Annotated in this window: 16 protein-coding genes; 11 read left to right on the plus strand and 5 right to left on the minus strand. The window is 73.9% G+C overall.

Going from position 1 to position 16,877, the window contains the following annotated elements:
• The first annotated feature begins 112 nt into the window (after positions 1-112).
• Both Q7L65_RS16855 and Q7L65_RS16860 read left to right on the plus strand, forming a co-directional pair.
• A complete protein-coding gene (locus Q7L65_RS16855) occupies positions 113-1,549 on the plus strand; it encodes an amidase family protein (RefSeq protein ID WP_304722777.1) in 1,437 nt (478 codons plus the stop codon).
• Between the two features lie 62 nt (positions 1,550-1,611).
• Positions 1,612-3,240 (plus strand): hypothetical protein, encoded by a 1,629-nt coding sequence (locus Q7L65_RS16860; protein ID WP_304722779.1) that lies wholly within the window; start codon positions 1,612-1,614, stop codon positions 3,238-3,240.
• A 39-nt stretch (positions 3,241-3,279) separates the two neighbouring features.
• Here the strand turns inward: Q7L65_RS16860 and Q7L65_RS16865 are convergent, their stop codons facing one another.
• Together Q7L65_RS16865 and Q7L65_RS16870 are read right to left on the minus strand one after the other, a co-directional pair.
• Positions 3,280-5,247, minus strand: a complete 1,968-nt coding sequence (locus Q7L65_RS16865; protein WP_304722781.1) for an HD domain-containing phosphohydrolase — start codon at positions 5,245-5,247, stop codon at positions 3,280-3,282.
• 122 nt (positions 5,248-5,369) lie between these two features.
• Complete coding sequence (locus tag Q7L65_RS16870) at positions 5,370-6,398, minus strand: LysR family transcriptional regulator (RefSeq protein WP_304722783.1); 1,029 nt, start codon at positions 6,396-6,398, stop codon at positions 5,370-5,372.
• Between the two features lie 75 nt (positions 6,399-6,473).
• Between Q7L65_RS16870 and dapA the strand changes: the two genes are divergently transcribed.
• The gene (gene dapA, locus Q7L65_RS16875; RefSeq protein WP_304722785.1) at positions 6,474-7,370 is read left to right on the plus strand and encodes a 4-hydroxy-tetrahydrodipicolinate synthase; all 897 of its coding nucleotides are present in this window, start codon (positions 6,474-6,476) and stop codon (positions 7,368-7,370) included.
• A 217-nt stretch (positions 7,371-7,587) separates the two neighbouring features.
• On the opposite strand, the gene Q7L65_RS16880 is transcribed toward dapA, so the two are convergent.
• Positions 7,588-8,616 carry an LLM class F420-dependent oxidoreductase gene (locus Q7L65_RS16880; RefSeq protein ID WP_370552582.1) on the minus strand — a complete coding sequence of 343 codons (1,029 nt, stop codon included), beginning with the start codon at positions 8,614-8,616 and terminating at the stop codon, positions 7,588-7,590.
• Between the two features lie 129 nt (positions 8,617-8,745).
• The gene (locus Q7L65_RS16885; RefSeq protein ID WP_304722788.1) at positions 8,746-9,249 is read right to left on the minus strand and encodes a hypothetical protein; all 504 of its coding nucleotides are present in this window, start codon (positions 9,247-9,249) and stop codon (positions 8,746-8,748) included.
• A 40-nt stretch (positions 9,250-9,289) separates the two neighbouring features.
• On the opposite strand from Q7L65_RS16885, the gene Q7L65_RS16890 reads away from it, so the two are divergent.
• The 8 genes from Q7L65_RS16890 (at position 9,290) to mnhG (ending at position 15,777) form a co-directional block, all read left to right on the plus strand.
• On the plus strand, positions 9,290-9,757 hold the full coding sequence (locus Q7L65_RS16890; protein ID WP_304722790.1) for an aminoacyl-tRNA deacylase: 468 nt from the start codon (positions 9,290-9,292) through the stop codon (positions 9,755-9,757).
• 38 nt (positions 9,758-9,795) lie between these two features.
• Positions 9,796-12,141 (plus strand): hydrogen gas-evolving membrane-bound hydrogenase subunit E, encoded by a 2,346-nt coding sequence (gene mbhE, locus Q7L65_RS16895; protein WP_304722792.1) that lies wholly within the window; start codon positions 9,796-9,798, stop codon positions 12,139-12,141.
• On the plus strand, positions 12,138-12,584 hold the full coding sequence (locus Q7L65_RS16900) for an MnhB domain-containing protein (protein ID WP_304722794.1): 447 nt from the start codon (positions 12,138-12,140) through the stop codon (positions 12,582-12,584). The genes mbhE and Q7L65_RS16900 overlap by 4 nt, the downstream gene beginning before the upstream one ends.
• Positions 12,581-12,991 (plus strand): sodium:proton antiporter, encoded by a 411-nt coding sequence (locus Q7L65_RS16905; protein ID WP_304722795.1) that lies wholly within the window; start codon positions 12,581-12,583, stop codon positions 12,989-12,991. The genes Q7L65_RS16900 and Q7L65_RS16905 overlap by 4 nt, the downstream gene beginning before the upstream one ends.
• A gap of 52 nt (positions 12,992-13,043) precedes the next feature.
• Positions 13,044-14,471 (plus strand): complex I subunit 5 family protein, encoded by a 1,428-nt coding sequence (locus Q7L65_RS16910; RefSeq protein WP_304722797.1) that lies wholly within the window; start codon positions 13,044-13,046, stop codon positions 14,469-14,471.
• Positions 14,468-14,998 (plus strand): Na+/H+ antiporter subunit E, encoded by a 531-nt coding sequence (locus Q7L65_RS16915; protein WP_304722799.1) that lies wholly within the window; start codon positions 14,468-14,470, stop codon positions 14,996-14,998. Before Q7L65_RS16910 ends, Q7L65_RS16915 begins: the two co-directional genes overlap by 4 nt.
• Positions 14,999-15,091: 93 nt before the next feature.
• Complete coding sequence (locus tag Q7L65_RS16920; RefSeq protein ID WP_304722801.1) at positions 15,092-15,361, plus strand: monovalent cation/H+ antiporter complex subunit F; 270 nt, start codon at positions 15,092-15,094, stop codon at positions 15,359-15,361.
• Positions 15,358-15,777: a monovalent cation/H(+) antiporter subunit G gene (gene mnhG / locus Q7L65_RS16925; RefSeq protein ID WP_304722803.1), complete on the plus strand. Its 420-nt coding sequence runs from the start codon at positions 15,358-15,360 to the stop codon at positions 15,775-15,777. Before Q7L65_RS16920 ends, mnhG begins: the two co-directional genes overlap by 4 nt.
• Here mnhG and Q7L65_RS16930 read toward each other — a convergent pair.
• Positions 15,717-16,838: a hypothetical protein gene (locus Q7L65_RS16930; protein ID WP_304722804.1), complete on the minus strand. Its 1,122-nt coding sequence runs from the start codon at positions 16,836-16,838 to the stop codon at positions 15,717-15,719. The two genes, mnhG and Q7L65_RS16930, sit on opposite strands and share 61 nt — an antisense overlap.
• Between the last annotated feature and the right edge of the window lie 39 nt (positions 16,839-16,877).

A 16,877-nucleotide genomic window follows, 5' to 3' on the forward strand; every position in this document is an offset into this window, starting at 1 on the left:
TCAGGGCGCGTCCGGTAGTCCCGGCCCTCACCAGTTCCCAGTGACAAAAGTCATCTCTCGGCGACCCGTCGTCCGCGCACGCCATCGCGGCTACGCTGCGCCCGGCGACGACATGAGCGGCCCGATCCATCAACTGACGGCGGTCGAGATCGCGGCGGGGATCCGTGCGCGGAGGTTCTCCGCCGTCGAAGTGCTCGCCGACCACCTCGCGCGGATCGAGGCGGTCGATCCGCTCGTCAACGCGATCGTCACGCTCGACGCCGACGCGGCGTTGGAGGCGGCGCGCGCGGCCGACCGCGCGCTGGCGCGCGGCGGGCGCGGGCAGCTCGGGCCGCTGCTCGGCCTCCCGATCGCGGTCAAGGACCTCGTCGACACGGCTGGACTGCGCACCACCTACGGCTCGCCGCTGTTCCGCGACCACGTCCCGCAGCGGGACGCGCTGCTGGTGCAGCGGCTGCGCGCGGCCGGCGCGATCGTCGTCGGCAAGACGAACACGTCCGAGTTCGGGGCCGGCTCGCAGACCTGCAACGCCGTCTTCGGGCCGACCCGCAACCCCTTCGACCGCGCGCGCACGCCCGGCGGCTCCAGCGGCGGCGCGGCGGCCGCCGTCGCCGCGCGGCTGGTGCCGCTGGCCGACGGCTCGGACCTCGCCGCGAGCGTCCGCAACCCGGCGTCGTTCTGCAACCTCGTCGGGATCCGCCCGACGCCCGGCACGATCCCGGAGGACTCCGATGCGGCCGATCCGTGGAGCCCGTTCGGCGTCAGCGGCACGTTCGGCCGCACGGTCGCCGACGCGGCGCTGCTGCTGCGGGCGCTGGCCGGGCGCGAGGCCGGCGCGCCGTTGAGTGCGTTGCAGCCGCTGCCGGGCGACCTCGAGCTGCGCCTGCGCGAGCCCGGCGACGGCGTCGGCGTGCGGGTCGCCTGGAGCCGCGACCTCGGCGGGCTGCCGGTCGAGCCGGAGGTGCTCGCGGCGCTGGAGCCGGCGCGGGAGGCGCTCGCCGCGATCGGCTGCGACGTCCGTGACGCGGAGCCCGCGCTGGCGTTCGCCGACGAGGCGTTCGACACGCTGCGGGCGGTGATGTTCGCCGCCGCGCACGGGGCGAAGGTCGACGCCACGCCGGAGCAGGTCAAGCAGACGATCCACTGGAACGTCGCGCGCGGGCGCGCGCTCGACGGCGCCGCGGTCGCGCGCGCGATCACGCTGCGCGGCCGCGCCTTCCACACGCTGCGCGAGTTCCTGCAGCGCTTCGACGTGCTCGCGCTGCCGACCTCGCAGGTGGTGCCGTTCCCCGTCGAGGTCGAGTGGCCGCGGCAGGTCGCCGGCGCGCCGATGGAGCACTACGTCGCCTGGCTGCGCTCCTGCTCGCGCATCACGGTCACCGGCCACCCGGCGATCTCGTTGCCGGCCGGCTTCACGCCGTCGGGACTGCCCGTCGGACTGCAGCTGGTCGGCCGTCACGGCGGCGACGCCGAGCTGCTGCGGGTGGCCGCGACGCTGGAGCGGGCGCTGGCCGAGCGGACCGCGCGCGAGCCGATCCTGTACGCATGATGCGTACGGACGCGGGCGTCGGGCTTTGCCGGCCGCCGCGTCACCGCGCATAGTCCGACGGCATGCCCCGACTGCTCTCCTGCGGCGCGCTCGCGCTGCTGCTCTCCGCTGTCTGCGCCGCGTCGTCGAGCGCCGCGCCGCCGCTCGTCACCTACCCCGAGTCGGCGACCGGGCTGACCAACGTGCGGCAGGTCGCGGAGGCGGCCGGAAAGGTCTGGGTGGCCGGTGACAGGGTCGCCTTCGATCCGACGCTGGTGAGCTGCATCGACGAGCGCACCGGACAGAAGTGCGCCGCGAGCTACCCGATCTCGCTGAAGGACGCGGGCGGCGTCGCGCAGGCCAGCCCCAGCGGGATCGCGGTCGGCGTCGACGGCGCCATCTGGGTCGCGAACGAGGGCGACGAGGACCACTTCGACGCAACCGCGGGCAGCGTGTCGCGGATCGATCCGTCGTCGGGTGCCGTGAGCACCTTCCCGGCCCCGGTCGACGCGCCGCACGCGGTCGTGGTCGGCCTCGACGGCGACGTCTGGGTCGCGAACGACTCCAACACCGTCTCGCGGCTCGACCCGGCGACCGGGGTGAACCGCGCCGGCTATCCGCTCGGCACCGGGGCGACGCCGACGCCCGACAAGGTCCTGCTGCCCGCGGCGCTCGCCGTCGGCCGCGACGGCGACGTGTGGGCTCCGCTGTTCGACGGCAACTCCGCGCACCACTCGCAGATCACGCGCTTCGATCCCGACACGAAGGCGGTCGTGCCGGGCTACCCGAAGCCGACCGGCGGCGACCGCTTCTCCGGAGCGCTGACCGTCGGCGCCGATGGCGACGTCTGGGTCGACGACGGCGAGAACGGCCAGCTTTCGCGGCTCGACCCCGTGACGGGAGCCAACCGGCCCGGCTACCCGCGCTTTCGCACGCCGGCGACGGCGATGGCCACCGGCCCGGACGGCGACCTCTGGATCACGGGCGGCAACCCGGCGGTCGTCGACCGCATCGACCCGGCGACCGGGAGCAGTCGCGACGACTACCCGTTCGCGCTGCCGACTGCCACCAGCGCGATCGCGATCGCCGCGAACGGCGACCCGTGGGTGGGCGTGACGCAGGTTGCCAACAATCGTCTGGTGCACGTGAACCTGTCCGGCTCGACCGTGACGGGGCCGCCGAGCGGAGACGAGGGCGGGGGCGGGGGCGGCACCCCGGGCGGCGGTGACGGCGGCGGGGCACCGGGCGGCGACCCGAGCGCGTCGCCCGGCGACAGCGGCAGCCAGCCGCCCGCCGGCACTCCGGCGCCTGCCGTCGTCGCGCCGCCCGCCGGCACCCGACCGGCGCGCGACACCGCTGCGCCGCAGGTCAAGCTCTCCGGACCGACCTCGCAGAAGGCCGGCGCGTCGATCTCGGTGACGGTGAGCTGTCCGACGGAGGCGTGCAGCGCGCGCGCCGGCGCCGTCCTCACCGTCCCGTCCGCCGCCAAGGCCAAGCGCTACAAGCTCGGCGCGGTCACCCGCCGGCTCGCTGCCGGCAGGCGCGCGACGCTGAAGTTGACGCTCTCCAGATCCGCGCGAGCGGCCGTCGCCAAGGCCCTGCGCAGCAGGAAGACGCGCAGCGGCGTGAAGGTCAAGGTCACGATCAGCGCCAGGGACGCCGCCGGGAACGCGCGCCGCGTCACCCGCACGATCACGCTCACGCCCAAGTAGGCGTGGTGGGCGCAGTCGGACGCTGCGCGCCGCGGCCGCTCAGGCCTCGACGGAGTCGAGCGCGTCGACGGTGACGCGCTCGCGTTCGAGGTCGTGTTCGAGCGTGCCGGCCAGCGCCTCCACCACGCGCGCGTCGAACGACGTGCCGGCGCAGCGGCGCAGGATCGCGATCGCGTCCGCGTGCGTGTGCGCGGGGGCATGTGCGCGTTCGGAGATCATCGCGTCGTAGGCGTGGCAGGCGAAGACGATGCGGGCGCCGAGCGGGATCTGCTCGCCCGCGAGCCTGTCCGGGTAACCGGTGCCGTCCCAGCGCTCGTGGCTGGCGCGCACCAGCGCCGCGACGCCGCGCAGCTCCGGCGTCGTGGCGATCGCGCGCTCGCCGAAGAGCGTGTGGTGCTCGACGAACGCGCGCTCCTCGTCGTCGAGCGGGCCGGGCTTGTCGGTCATCGCGGCGGGCAGCGCGAGCGTGCCGAGGTCGTGCAGCGCGGCGGCGTTGCGGACGTCGCGGCGGGCGGTGTCGTCGAGGCCGAGCGCGGTCGCGGTCGCGGCGGCGTTGCGGGCGACCGCGTCGGCGTGGCGGCGCAGCTGCGGGTCGTGCGCCTCCAGCAGCGCAAGCAGCGCCTCGACGACCGGCTGCTCACGGCCGCCGCTGCCGCGCTTGTGCGCGTACATGCGCTCGTCGGCGAGCCGCAGCGCGGTCGTCGAGCCGGTCGCCTCGTCCGGCAGCGTGACCGCGCCGAAGGCGGCCGTCACCGTGAACCCGTCACCGTGCTGGGCGGCGCCGTCGGCCAGCGCCGCGGGCGTGACGCTCGCGTCGGCCGGCTGCAGCACGCAGAACTCGTCGCCGCCCATCCGGTACGCGCGCCCGTCCGCGCCCGCGCCGTGCTGCAGCGCCGTGCCGATGCGGCGCAGCAGGTGGTCGCCGGCGAGGTGGCCGAACGTGTCGTTGTAGGACTTGAAGCCGTTGAGGTCCAGCAGCACGAGCGTCGCGCGGGCGCCGTTGAGGCGCTCGAGGTCGGAGACGAGCCGGCGGCCGTTGCCGAGGCCGGTGACCGCGTCGGTGACCGCCTCCTCGCGGCTGTGCAGCAGCAGGCGGTAGTTGAGCGAGAGGCTCAGTGCCATGCGCGCCAGCAGCGTCGCGACGGCGAGGCCGGAGAGCGTGATCGTCAGCGGTGCGGAGTCGGCCTCGGCGCCCTCGACGATCAGCACCGCGAGCGCGATCGCGCCGAGCAGGATCGGCACGAAGATCTCGGTCCGGCGCGGGACGCTCGACAGCGGCTGCGGCGCCTGCCACGCGGCCAGCCCCATCAGCAGTGCGCCCGTCATCCAGCCGACGTCGTAGAGCGTGCCGAACTCGGCGGTGTGGGTCGTCGCCTGCGCGTGGCGGTAGAGCACCTCCGTCAGCGCCAGCGTCGTGGCGCCGGCGACGATCAGCGCGAAGCGGCGGTCGAACGCCCAGCCGCGCAGCGCCAGCAGGCCGACCGAGGCGGCGACGAGGATCACGGAGCCGGTCGGGTAGACAGCCGCCGTGACGGTCGCGCTGTCGACCGACTTGATCGCGCTCTCGATCACGAACGCGGCGCCGACGGCGGTCACCGTCAGCGCGCTCAGCAGCGCGTCGACCCAGCGCGGTGCCGGGATCGGGTGCGGGACGGCACTGCGGCCGTAGCAGACGATCCCCAGCACGATCAGGGGGTTGACCCCGAACATCAGCGCGTCGGCGAGCGAGAGCGCGGCGCTGTTGCCCTCGAACGCGGTCACGATCGCGCCGGCGACCCACAGCAGCGTGGCCCCGACGCCGCACAGGAACGCGAGGTGGGCGGGGTCTGGGGTCGCGGCGCGCAGGCACCAGGTCAGCATCGCCGCGAGGATCCCGACGTCGTAGATCATCTCGGCGAGCGTCGCGTCGCCGATCCCGAGCACGGTGCGCAGCAGCGAGGCGACGCAGACGGCCGCGCTGACGCCCAGCAGAAGGCGGGAGAGTCGATGGATGGTGGGCGGGGTCAACGCGGTCGAGGGCGGGGTCGGACTCCGCATACATCGGCGGGAACGGCGTTAGGCTTGACCGACGTGGCGCGTGTGTCAAGGTCGGAAACCGGTGCAAGTCGTGCGACCGCGTTTGCGGACTGTCAATGAGCGATCTGCGGCGCGCTCGCAGCAGCCAGCGCGGCGAGCGCGGCGGCCTCCAGCGGGCGGCGCTGGGCGCCGTCGCGGACGGCTGCGAAGACCAGCCGCTTGACGGGGGTCTGGAGCGGGCGGGCCTGCGTATTCGCGTGCCGCTGCTGCAGCGACAGCTGCGGCACGAGCGCGACCGCGCTGCAGGCGTTCGCGAGCGCCTGGATCGCGGCGAAATCGGCGCTGCGCGCGACGACCCGCGGCGCGAACCCGGCCGCCGCGCACGCGCGCTCGACGACGCGGTCGCACGCGCTGCCGCGGTCGGGCAGGACCCACGGGCGGTCGGCGAGGGTGGCGAGGGGGATGGGGAGCGCGGCGGATGGGGCGGGGCCGGGGCGGTCGGGGTGGTCGGTCGGCGGCTCGTGGGCGGGTGGGGCGAAGGCGGCGGCGCGGTCGATCTGCTCGTGGGCGGGCGGGTCGAGCCCGGCGCCGCGGGCCTCCGGCGTGCGGTCGAGCGCGCCGACCAGCCGCAGCTCGTCCGCGAGCAGTTCGCGGCGGTGGATGCGGGCGTGGCGGCGGCGTTCGAGCAGGTCGTAGTCGTGCGCGACGACGACGTCGGCGCGCTGCTGCACGAGCAGGCGCAGCGCGTCGTCGGGATCAGCCTCGTCGATCTCCAGCACGAGGCCGGGCGTGCTGCGGGCGAGCGCCGCCGCGGCGCGCGGGACGAGCGTCTGCAGCGCGGTCGCGAACGCCAGCAGCCGCACGGTTCCGCCGGGCTGCGCGGCGCGCGCGGCCAGCTCGGCCTCGGCCGCCTCCAGTTCTGCGCCGACGCGCTCGGCGACCTCCACCAGCAACCGTCCCTCGGCCGTCAGCTCGACCCCGCGCCCGCGCCGCCGCAGCAGCTCGCTGCCGCTCTCGCGCTCCAGCGCCGTCAGCTGCTGGGAGACCGCCGAGGGGGTGTAGCCGAGCGCGCGAGCGGCACCGCTGATCGTGCCCGCGAGCGCGACCTCGCGCAGGATCCGCAGTCGGCGTACGTCGATCATCCTTCAGTCAGGCTAACGGGTGGTGTGAGGAATCGTAAGTTGTGTTGGTGAGCATGGGGCGGGAGCATGAGGCGCATGAGCACCATCACCGGTCTCCACATCCCACTCGTGACCCCGTTCGACGCCGCCGGCCGCGTCGATCTCGCGGCGCTGGAACGGCTCGCCCACCACTGCCTCGGCAACGGCGCCGACGGGCTCGTCGCGCTCGGCACGACCGCTGAGGCGCCGACGTTGAGCGCGGCCGAGCAGGACGCGATCGTCGACTGCTGCGCCGCCGTCTGCACGGCCCGCGGGGTCCCGCTGACCGTCGGCGCAGGCGGCAACGACACGGCGGCGGCCGTGCGCGAGGTCGAGCGGCGCTCCGCCCAGTCGGGCGTCGACGCGCTGCTGAGCGTCGTGCCGCCCTACTCGCGGCCCTCGACCGCCGGCGTCGTCGCGCACTTCGAGCGTCTCGCGGCGGCGAGCGCGGTCCCGCTGCTGGTCTACGAGGTCCCGCTGCGGACGGGAATCCGCCTCGGCAGCGCGGCGCTGCTGGAGCTGCATGCCGCCGCACCGACGATCGCGGGCGTGAAGCTCGCGGTTGCGGCGTTCGACGACGACGCGCTGGAGCTGCTCGCCGCGGCGCCGCCGTCGTTCGCGGTGCTGGCGGGCGAGGACCAGCAGATCTTCAGCATCGCCGCGGCCGGCGGCAGCGGTGCGATCGCCGCGGCGGCGCATTGCGAGACGGCTCGCTTCGCGGCGCTGCTGAGCGCCGTCGAGCGGGGTGAGTTGGCTTCGGCGCGAGCGCACGCCTGGGCGCTGCGCCCGCTCGTCCGCGCGCTGTTCGCCGAGCCGAACCCGGCGGTGATCAAGGCGATGCTGCACGCCGAAGGCCTGATTCCGACGGCGGACGTCCGCCTCCCCCTCACGCGCGCCTCGCGCGTGGCGGTGGAAGCGGCGACCACGGCGCTCGCCCCGCACATCCCCGCCTGAAGGGGGGACCGCAGGTTTGCTGCGGGAGAGCGGGAGCAAGCCTGCGGTCCTCGGGGCGAGCGCGCGCGGGACGCGACCGCTCGTCTGCAAATTGTTCCGAACACCGGGACACTGGAACGATGATCGAGCGGACGTCGGTGCGCCATCTCGTCTCCGCCGCGATCTTCGCCACCTACCTGCTGTGGCTGTGGCTCGGGATGCGCCGCGGCGGCATCTCCTAGCCCAGCACCAGCTCCGCCGCCGTGCGCACCGTCGCCGCGTCGCCGCCGATCAGCAGCGTCGTGACGATCGACTCGCGCCACGCCTCGAGGTCGTGCTTGATCTTGTCCTTCGGTCCGATCAGCGACAGCGCCTCGATCAGCTCCTGCGGGATCGCGGCGCCGGCCTCGGCCTTCTTGCCCGACAGGTACAGCTCCTGGACCTCGTCGACCATCGCCTCGTAACCCATCCGGATCGCGACGTTGGCGTGGAAGTTCCTGCCCTTTGCGCCCATCCCGCCGAAATAGAGCGCGTAGAACGGGCGCAGGTAGTCGGCCGCCTGCGCGACGTCGTCGGTGACGATGAACGGGACCGTCGCGCAGACCTCGAAGTCGTCGTAGGAGCGGCGCGCGCCGTCGCGCGCGAAGCCCGCGTCGAGCGACTCGCGGTACATCTGCTCGTGCTCGGGCGCGAACAGCATCGCGAACCAGCCGTCGCACAACTCGGCCGCGAGCGCGATGTTCTTCGGCCCCTCGGCCCCGAGGTAGATCGGGATCTCTCTGCGCAGCGGGTGGATCGACGCCTTCAGCGGCTTCGCGAGGCCGGTTCCGTCCGGCAGCGGCAGCGGGTAGAAGGGGCCGTCGTTGGTGACCGGCGCCTCGCGCGCCCACACGTCGCGCAGGATCCCGATGTACTCCCGCGTGCGTGCGAGCGGCTTCTCGAAGGGCATCCCGTACCAGCCCTCGACGACCTGCGGCCCTGACACGCCGAGGCCGAGCACGAAGCGCCCGCCGCAGAGATGGTCGAGCGTCATCGCGGACATCGCCGTCATCGTCGGCTGGCGTGCCGAGATCTGCGTGATGCCGGTGCCGAGCTTGAGCCGTCTCGTCTGGGCGCCCCACCACGCGAGCGGCGTGAGGCCGTCGGAGCCGTACGCCTCGGCGGTCCAGATCGAGTCGAGCCCGAGCTCCTCCGCGGCCGCGACCGACTCCGTCACGCCCGGCGGCGGCCCGGCCGCCCAGTAGCCGGTGTTGAGTCCGAGCTTCAGCTCACCCGCCATCGTGCCTCCTCAGGGTTCATCGAGCGCCGGACGCTATCCGACGGGGACTGGCTGGAGAGCCAGTCGACGCTCGTCGAAGCGCGTCGAGCCGGCGCGATCCGCCCGGCGCGCGCTCGCTCAGCGCCGCGGCGAGTAGACGACGCGCTCGACCTGGATCTGGTGCTGCCCGTGGCTGCCGGGGTAGACCGGCCCGGCGCCGGCCGCCCAGTCGCCGACGCGCGGATCGCGCTTCGGTCGCAGGTCCCTGTTGATGTCGAGCACCGAGATCCCGGGGAACGTGATCGACCCGCCCGCGAGGATCAGGTGCAGGTCCCCGTCGCCGTCGGGATCGAGCGACTCCAGCGCGATCACGGTCCCCTGCGCGGTGCTGCAGTTGCCGGCGTCCGCGGCGCATCTCGGCGCGGCCGGCCGCTGCGCCGCCGCGCGTCTGGCAGCTCTCTCGCGCGGGGTCGGCGGGAGGTCGGCGGGGTGGGCGGGGAGCGGCGGGTCGTCGCCGGACGCGCGGCCGCCGGACGAGCCGCCACAACCTGCGAGCGCGCTGACGGCGAGCAGCGCGGCAGCGACGACGGCCGCCGCGACGAGGAGCGCATGCAGGGAGGGGATGACGGTGGCGCGCCGCATTGCCCGACGACCGTAGCGGCTCGCTCGGTAGGCTCGCCCGATGGCCGGCAGAGCGACACCGGCGACGCGCGTGGCGCAGCAGGCGCGCGTCGACCACAGACTGCACGAGTACACGCACGACCCGTCCGCCGACTCCTACGCGCTGGAGGCGGCGGAGGCGCTGGCGCTCGATCCGGCGCGCGTCTTCAAGACGCTCGTCGTCGACCGCGACGGCGCGCTCACGGTCTGCATCGTGCCGGCCGGCGGCACGCTCGACCTGCGCGCGCTCGGCAAGCGCGCCGCGATGGCGCCGACCGATCGCGCCGAGAAGGTCACCGGCTACGTCGCGGGCGGGATCTCGCCGCTCGGCCAGCGGCGCGCGCTGCCGACGCTGCTGGACGACAGCGCGCTCGCGTTCGAGACGATCTTCGTCAGCGCCGGCCGGCGCGGGCTGGAGATCGAACTGGCGCCGGCCGACCTGATCGCGCTCACGCGCGCCGAGACGCTGACGCTGCGGCGCGGGGCCTGACACCCGCCCAACCGCCGCGCCGGGTAGGTTCCAGGGGCGTGCCGGCGCCCCTCAGACCATCAGCACACGCTCCGCCGCGAGACCCGCTCGCCTGGACCGTGACGCTGCTCGCGCTCGCAGCGTTCGCGGCCAGCTTCGTGCTCTGGAGAAGCGGCGGCTTCGCGCTCGACGTGCCGTGGGCGCAGCAGTACGACCTCCGCCTGCACGTCGACTTCGACGGCCTCGCGGCGCTCTACGCGCTGCTGGCGACGGGCGTCGGCGCCGCCGTCTTCGCGTACGCGACCGCCTACCTGCCGCTGCACCTCGAGCACCAGACGCGCCCGGCGCGCGACCGTTGGCGCTTCTGGCCGTGGATGGGGCTGTTCACCGCCTCGATGGTCGGGCTCGCGATGGCGCAGGACCTGATTTTGCTGTTCGTCCTGTTCGACCTGACCGCCGTCTGCTCGTACTTCCTGATCGGCTTCGACCGCCAGGAGCGCGCCTCGCGCCTCGCCGCGCTGATGGCGCTGCTGGTGACCGGCGTCGGCGCCGTCGCGCTGCTGATCGGCGCGGTCGTGCTGTACGTCGACCACAGCACCTTCTCGATCCCCGAGCTGTCGCGGATCCTCGAAGGCGCTGGCGATCCCTCGACCGGCACGACCGTCGCCGTCGCGTTGATCACCGTCGCGGCGCTGGCGAAGTCGGCGCAGGTGCCGCTGCACTTCTGGCTGCCGCGCGCGATGGCGGCGCCGACGCCCGTCTCCGCCTACCTGCACTCGGCCGCGATGGTCGCCGCCGGCGTGCTCGTGATCGGCCGTTGCTACCAGCTGATCGAGGTCTCGCAGGTCGTGCTCGACGGGCTGCTCGTCGTCGGGCTCGCGTCGATCGCGATCGGCGGCGCGATATCGCTCACGCGCGACGGCTTCAAGCAGGTGCTCGCGTACTCGACGATCTCGCAGTACGGCTACGTCGTCGCGCTCTACGGGATCGGCGGCAGAGCCGGCGCGGGCGCCGCCGCGTTCTACGTCGTCGCGCACGCGCTCGCGAAGTCGGCGCTGTTCCTGACGGCCGGCGCGGTCACGATGGCGACCGGCTCCAGACGCCTGTCGCAGGTCGGCGGTCTGTGGCGCGAACTGCCCGTGCTGGCTGCGGCGAGCGCCGTCGCCGCCGCGACGCTGAGCGCGCTGCCGCTGACGATCGGCTTCTTCAAGGACGAGCTGTTCTTCCACGCCGCCGCCGGCCGCTCGACCGCGCTCGGGATCCTCGCCGTCGTCGCCGCCGGGCTGACGTTCGCCTACACGTGGCGCTTCTGGAGCGGGATCTTCCTGGGGCCGCGCCCGCTCGTCTCGACCGCGACCGGGGGGCCCGCCAAGCCCGCCGCGCTCAGCCCGCTCCCGTCCCTCCTCGTCGCCCCGATCGCCGTCCTCTCCCTGCTCGCCTGCTTCGGCGGCGTGATCGTCAAGCCGTTCGCCGACCTTGCGAGCGACGCCGCGACGGCGACGCTCGGGCACCACGCCGCGGTCCATCCGGCCTACCACCTCGACACGCGCACGGAGAACCTGATGGCGCTCGCCGCCTGGGCGCTCGGAGCGCTGCTGCTGGCGACGCCGAAGCTGTGGGGGCCGGCCGCGCGGGCGCTCTCGCGCGCTGGCGAGCGGGCCGGGCCGAGCGCCCTCTACGAGCGCGGGCTGAGCGGCCTCAACCGCGTCTCGACCATGCTGCACGACGTCGAGGTGCGCGACCTGCGCAGCCGCGTCGCCGCGGTCCTGCTGCCGGGCGGGATCCTCGTCGCGCTCGGCTTCGCCGCCACGCCGACCGCCGGCGCGTTCGTGGTCGGCAGCGTGCGCGGCACCGACCTGCTCGTCGTCGCGCTGCTGGCGCTCGTCGCGGTCGCGGCGATCGTCGTCACGGCGACCCACCAGCACGTCTCGCTCGTCGTCTCGCTCGCGGTCGTCGGACTCGGTCTGGCGGTCGTCTACGCGCTGCTCGGCGCGCCCGACGTGGCGCTCGTGGCGATGCTCGTCGAGACCGTCATCACGCTCGTCTTCCTCGCGATCGTCGCCTACGCCCCGCGCGGCGAGCGGCCGACGGCGAGCGAGCAGGAGGGGACCGCGTCGCAGCCGCAGCGCCGCCGCCATCCGAGCCGCAGCTGGCGCGATCCGCTGATCGGCGCGGTCGCCGGCGCCGCCGCGTTCCTCGTCGTGTGGGCGTCGCTGTCGCGCCCGGCCGCGACCGAGCGGGTCGTCAGCGAGCAGATCCGGCTGACCCCGGAGGCACACGGCAGAGACGTCGTGACGGTGATCCTGGCCGACTTCCGCGGGCTCGACACGATGGTCGAGATCACCGTCATCGGCGTCGCCGTCTTCGGCGTGATCGCGCTGCTGCGCAAGGGGCGCAACTGGTGAGCATCCTGACCGAAGCGGTCGCCCGTCTGCTGCTCGCGCCGGCGCTGATGGTCGCCGCCGCGATGCTCGTGAAGGGCTACGCCGACGTCGGCGACGGCTTCAGCGCCGCGGTCGTCGTGACGCTCGCGGTCGCGCTGCAGTACCTCGTGCTCGGCGCCAGACGGACCGAGGAGGAGATCCCGCTGCTGCGCCACGCGCCGCGCGCGGCGATCGCCGGCCTGCTGATCGCGCTCGCGTCCGGCTTCTTCCCGCTGCTGTGGGGCGACCCCGTCTTCACGCACGCGCCGGGCGTCGGCGACAGACCGATCCACATCGGCAGACTCGAGCTGATGACGCCGGTGCTGTTCGACGTCGGCGTCTTCCTGCTCGTCGCGGGCGCGCTGATCGCGCTGATCCACCACCTGGCGGAGCCGCCGGAGCTGGAGGAGGAGGGGCTCTCATGACGCTGATCTTCGCGATCGCCGCGGCGGTCGTCTTCGGCTGCGGCGCGTACCTCGTGCTGACGAACGACCTCGTGCGCGTCGTCGCGGGGATGGTGCTGATCTCGCAGTCGGCCGTGCTGGTCGTGATCGCCTCCGGGCTGACGCGCGGCGACGCGCCGATCCTGCCGAGCGGCGACAAGCAGCCGAGCGACCCGCTCGTGCAGGCGATGGCGCTGACCGCGATCGTGATCGGCCTCGCCGTGACCGCGCTGCTGCTGGCGATAGTCGCGCGCGTGCGGGCGACGCTGCGCTCGCTGGAGGTCAGAGAGCTGGCGCGCGACGAGGCCGAGCACACGACCGCCGTCGAGCGCTCGCTCGACGAGATGTACGAGCGGCTCGATCCGGGCGAAGCGGGGGAGGAGCAGTGATGCGCGTGCTCAGCTCGCGCCAGCCTGCGCGTGCGACGGCGGGAGCCTCGCGATGACCGCGCTCGCGCTCGCGCTGCTGCTGCCGTGGGTCGTCGGCGTCCTGCTGCTGCTCGCCGACGGCCGCCGCAAGCTCGTCGGCTGGGCCGCGGTCGGCGGACTGGTCGCGAACCTCGCGGCGCTGATCGTGCTCGCCGCGCGCGTGCTGCCGGACGGCTCCGAGACGATCCGCACCGGCGGCTGGGAGGGCGGCGTCGGGATCGTGCTGCACGCCGATCCGCTCGGCGTCACGTTCGCGCTCGTGTCGTCGTTCGTGGTGCTCGCCGCACTCGTGCACGAGGTCCTCGACGGCGTCCGCTCGCGCACCTTCCCGGCGCTCGTCGTGCTGCTCGCGACCGGCCTCACGGGCCTCTTCCTGACCGGCGACGTCTTCAACTTCTACGTCTTCTTCGAGCTGGCGATGATCTCCGCCTACGTGCTGACCGCGTACGGCGACGACCGCCACCAGCTCGGCGCCGCGCTGATCTTCGCGGTCGTCAACCTCGTCGGCTCGTTCCTGTTCCTGATCGCCGTGGCCGCGACCTACCACGTCACCGGCACGCTCGCGATGGCCGACGTCGCGACGCGGATGGCCGACGTCGAGCCGAACGCCGCGATCCTGATCGCCGTCACCTTCTTCGTCGCGTTCGGGACGAAGCTCGGCCTCTTCCCGTTCCACTTCTGGCTGCCGGCCGTCTACGCCGGCACGCGCCCCGCGGTCGCCGCGATCCTCTCCGGCGCGCTCGCGAACATCGGCGCCTACGGCCTGCTGCGCTTCGGCGCCGGCCTGCTGCCGAACGAGCTGGCGCTCGGCTCGACGGTGCTGGTCGTGATCGGCGGGCTGTCGGTCCTCTACGGCGCGCTGCTGGCGGTCAGCCGCCGCGACCCGTCGGAGATGCTCGCCTACTCGGCGATCGGCCAGGCCGGCTACGTGCTCGTCGCGCTCGGCGTCGGCGGGCCGATCGGGCTCGCGGCGGCGGTCCTGTACGCGATCCTCAACGCGCTTTCGAAGGCCTTGCTGTTCCTCTCCGGCGGGCTGCGCGGGGCGTTGGTCGCGGCGGCGTTCGCGGTCGGCGCGCTGTCGCTGGCGGGGATGCCGCCGGCCGCCGGCTTCCTCGGCAAGCTCGCGCTCTTCCGCACGGGTGTCGACGAGGGCAGCGTCGCGCTGATCGTGCTGCTGTTCGCCGGCGGCGCGCTGTCGTTCGTCTACGCCTTCCAGCTCTACCAGCACGAGTTCTGGCGCGGTGGTCGCGTGCAGGCCGGCACCGTCGCCGACGACGAGGCGGGCGCGACCGGCGACCGCTCCGCCGCCAGCCCGGTCGCGGTGCGCGCGGTCAGCATCGTGCTGGCGCTCGTCGTGCTCGCGCTGGGGATCTGGCCGGAGCCGCTGCTGTCGCTGTCGAGCGACGCGGCGGCGGTCCTGCACGGGGGAGCGGTGCGGTGAGCGGCGGCTTCGCAGCTCGCGCGCTCGCGGTCGTCGTGCTGCTCGGCGTCTATCTGCTGACGCTCGGGTCGCTGGCGTGGGGCGACGTCGCGATCGGGCTGGCGCTGGCGGCGGCGTTGGAGCTGGGCTGGCGCCGGCGCGCCGCGCGCGGCGGCACGATCGGCAGCGACGCCGCCGACAGCTCGCAGCGACCGCCGCTGCATCGCGCGCTGCTGGCGCTGCCGCGGCTGGTGCTCGCCGTCTGCGTCGAGATCACGCGCGGCACGTGGGAGGTCGCGAAGTACTCGCTCGGCGTGCGCGAGGTCGAGCACGACGGGATCGTCGAGATCGAGCTGGAGGGGATCTCCGAGGAGGGCGTCGCGGCGTGGGCGTTCATCTCGACGATCTCGCCCGGCGAGCTGGTGCTCGACGTCGACGAGGAGCGCGGCGTGCTGGTGATCCACGCGCTCGACGCGAGCGACCCGGACGCGATCCGTGCGCGCCACCACGAGTTCTACGAGAGATACCAGCGAAAGGTGGTGCCCTGATGCCCGAGCCGACGACCCCGCGGCGCGTGCGGCGAAGCTGCGCGCTGGCGTGCGAGTCCATCGCGAGCATGCGGCGAAGCGGGCGGCGAGCGCATGCCTGACGTCGTGATCATCGTCGCGCTCATCTGCGTCACCGGGATGCTCGGGATCGGCGCGGCGGTGCTGCTGCGGGCGCGCGACGTGCTCGAGCGGATCGTCGCGCTCGACCTGCTGACGGTCGTCTGCATCGCGCTGCTCGCGCTGCTGACCTACCTGCGCGACGTCTCGTACTACCTCGACGCGGCGCTCGCGCTGGCGGCGCTGTCGTTCGTCGCGACGCTCGCGGCGGTCCGCTCCGACGGCGGCGGGGGTCCGTTCCGGTGATCGGGACGCTGCTGGAGGCGCTCGGTGTCGCGCTGATCGTGCTCGGGATCGCGGTCACGAGCGTGACCGTCTACGGCGTCGTGCGGCTGCGCGGGCTCTACTCGCGGCTGCAGGCGGCGAGCAAGGCGTCGATGCTCGGAACGGTCGCGATCCTCGCCGCGTCGGTCGGCACGCGCGACGGCGCGACGATCGCACGCGCCGCGGTCGTGGCGCTGTTCCTGCTGCTGACGACCCCGATCGCCGCGCACGCGATCGCGCAGGCGGCCTATCGGCGCGACCGCGAGGCGGACCTCGCCGGCGCGGGCGCCACGGACGCGCGCGGCGGCTCGGGCGAGCGCGACCGCTCCGGCGACCGCTACGACGCCGACGCCGGCACGACGACGCCGGCGGAGGGCCCCGCCGACACGACCGGCTGACGCTCCGCCGGCTCCGCGTTGTTCGCGAGCCGCCGCGCGCCGTAGAGCAGCATCAGGTCGACCGCCAGGCCGAGCACCGCGCCGAACTGCGATTCGTAGAAGTCGAAGACGCGGCCGAGCAGGATCGAGAGCAGCAGCGCGCGCTCGAACCAGACGACGGCGCCCGGTGTGTCGCGGCGGTAGACGAGCACGATCCCGCGCGCGACGAACAGCGCGGAGACGAAGCTGGAGCAGATGCTCGCGACGTTCGCGAAGCGCAGGTTGCCGAAGCCGTCGGCGACGAAGCCGGCGTGCGCGCCGCCGAGGTCGGTCACGAGCGCGAGCGCCAGCTCGGCGGTCGAGAGGAACGACAGCAGCGCCCAGAGGCCGAAGACCAACGTCAGCAGCAGCGGGAAGTCGGGCCGCGTCGTGAGCCGCTGGATCGCGCCGCGCATCCGCTGCACGCGCAGCGTCCACCAGTTCGGTGGCGGCAGCGGCGTCGTCTCGATCTCCAGCAGCAGCCGCCGCACCGGCGCGACGAGCGGGTCGTCCGGGTCGGCTCTGTCCAGCAGCGCCAGCGCCTTCTCGCGCGTGCGTTCGTCGAGCCGGTGGCGGGTCGCCTCGCCGGCCAGCTCGATCGCGTTCGCGAGCGACTCGCGCGACGTCAGCACGCCGCGGTTCTGGATCCACCGCGCGACCATGAAGAGCGCGACGAAGACGAGGTAGATCAGCGCCGCGGCCGGCTTGTAGAAGTAGTTGTTGTCGGACGTGACGAACTTGCCCAGCTCGTCGATGAAGAAGCCGAAGCCGACGCCCCCGACGATCGCCACGCGCCGCTTCACCGGCCGCCCGAGGAACGTCACCGACAGCCCCAGCGCGATCAGCATGAACAGCCCGCCCCACAGCAGGTGCGCGATGTGCAGCCCGCCGCCGCCGATCTGCGGGTAGTTCGTCAGCCACAGCTGCGTGCGGATGATCAGCACCGTCGCGACGGCCGTCACCAGCAGCGTCTCCTGCAGCGACCCGAAGTCGCTGGACCGCAGCAGCGGTCCCGAGATCCGTTGAAGTCGCGCAGAGGCCATTGCTAGGGATCATCGGCAGGCGCGGCGGTGAGCTTCAGC

Source organism: Conexibacter sp. CPCC 206217 (assembly GCF_030646165.1).
Lineage (GTDB): Bacteria > Actinomycetota > Thermoleophilia > Solirubrobacterales > Solirubrobacteraceae > Conexibacter.

Excerpts from the sequence above, each read along its gene's own strand:
- Q7L65_RS16860 (WP_304722779.1), top strand. The coding sequence starts at position 1,612 with ATGCCCCGACTGCTCTCCTGCGGCGCGCTCGCGCTGCTGCTCTCCGCT.
- dapA (WP_304722785.1), top strand. The coding sequence starts at position 6,474 with ATGAGCACCATCACCGGTCTCCACATCCCACTCGTGACCCCGTTCGAC.
- Q7L65_RS16920 (WP_304722801.1), top strand. The coding sequence starts at position 15,092 with ATGCCTGACGTCGTGATCATCGTCGCGCTCATCTGCGTCACCGGGATG.
- Q7L65_RS16890 (WP_304722790.1), top strand. The coding sequence starts at position 9,290 with ATGGCCGGCAGAGCGACACCGGCGACGCGCGTGGCGCAGCAGGCGCGC.
- Q7L65_RS16855 (WP_304722777.1), top strand. The coding sequence starts at position 113 with ATGAGCGGCCCGATCCATCAACTGACGGCGGTCGAGATCGCGGCGGGG.
- Q7L65_RS16885 (WP_304722788.1), bottom strand. The coding sequence starts at position 9,249 with ATGCGGCGCGCCACCGTCATCCCCTCCCTGCATGCGCTCCTCGTCGCG.
- Q7L65_RS16930 (WP_304722804.1), bottom strand. The coding sequence starts at position 16,838 with ATGGCCTCTGCGCGACTTCAACGGATCTCGGGACCGCTGCTGCGGTCC.
- Q7L65_RS16910 (WP_304722797.1), top strand. The coding sequence starts at position 13,044 with ATGACCGCGCTCGCGCTCGCGCTGCTGCTGCCGTGGGTCGTCGGCGTC.
- Q7L65_RS16870 (WP_304722783.1), bottom strand. The coding sequence starts at position 6,398 with ATGATCGACGTACGCCGACTGCGGATCCTGCGCGAGGTCGCGCTCGCG.
- Q7L65_RS16905 (WP_304722795.1), top strand. The coding sequence starts at position 12,581 with ATGACGCTGATCTTCGCGATCGCCGCGGCGGTCGTCTTCGGCTGCGGC.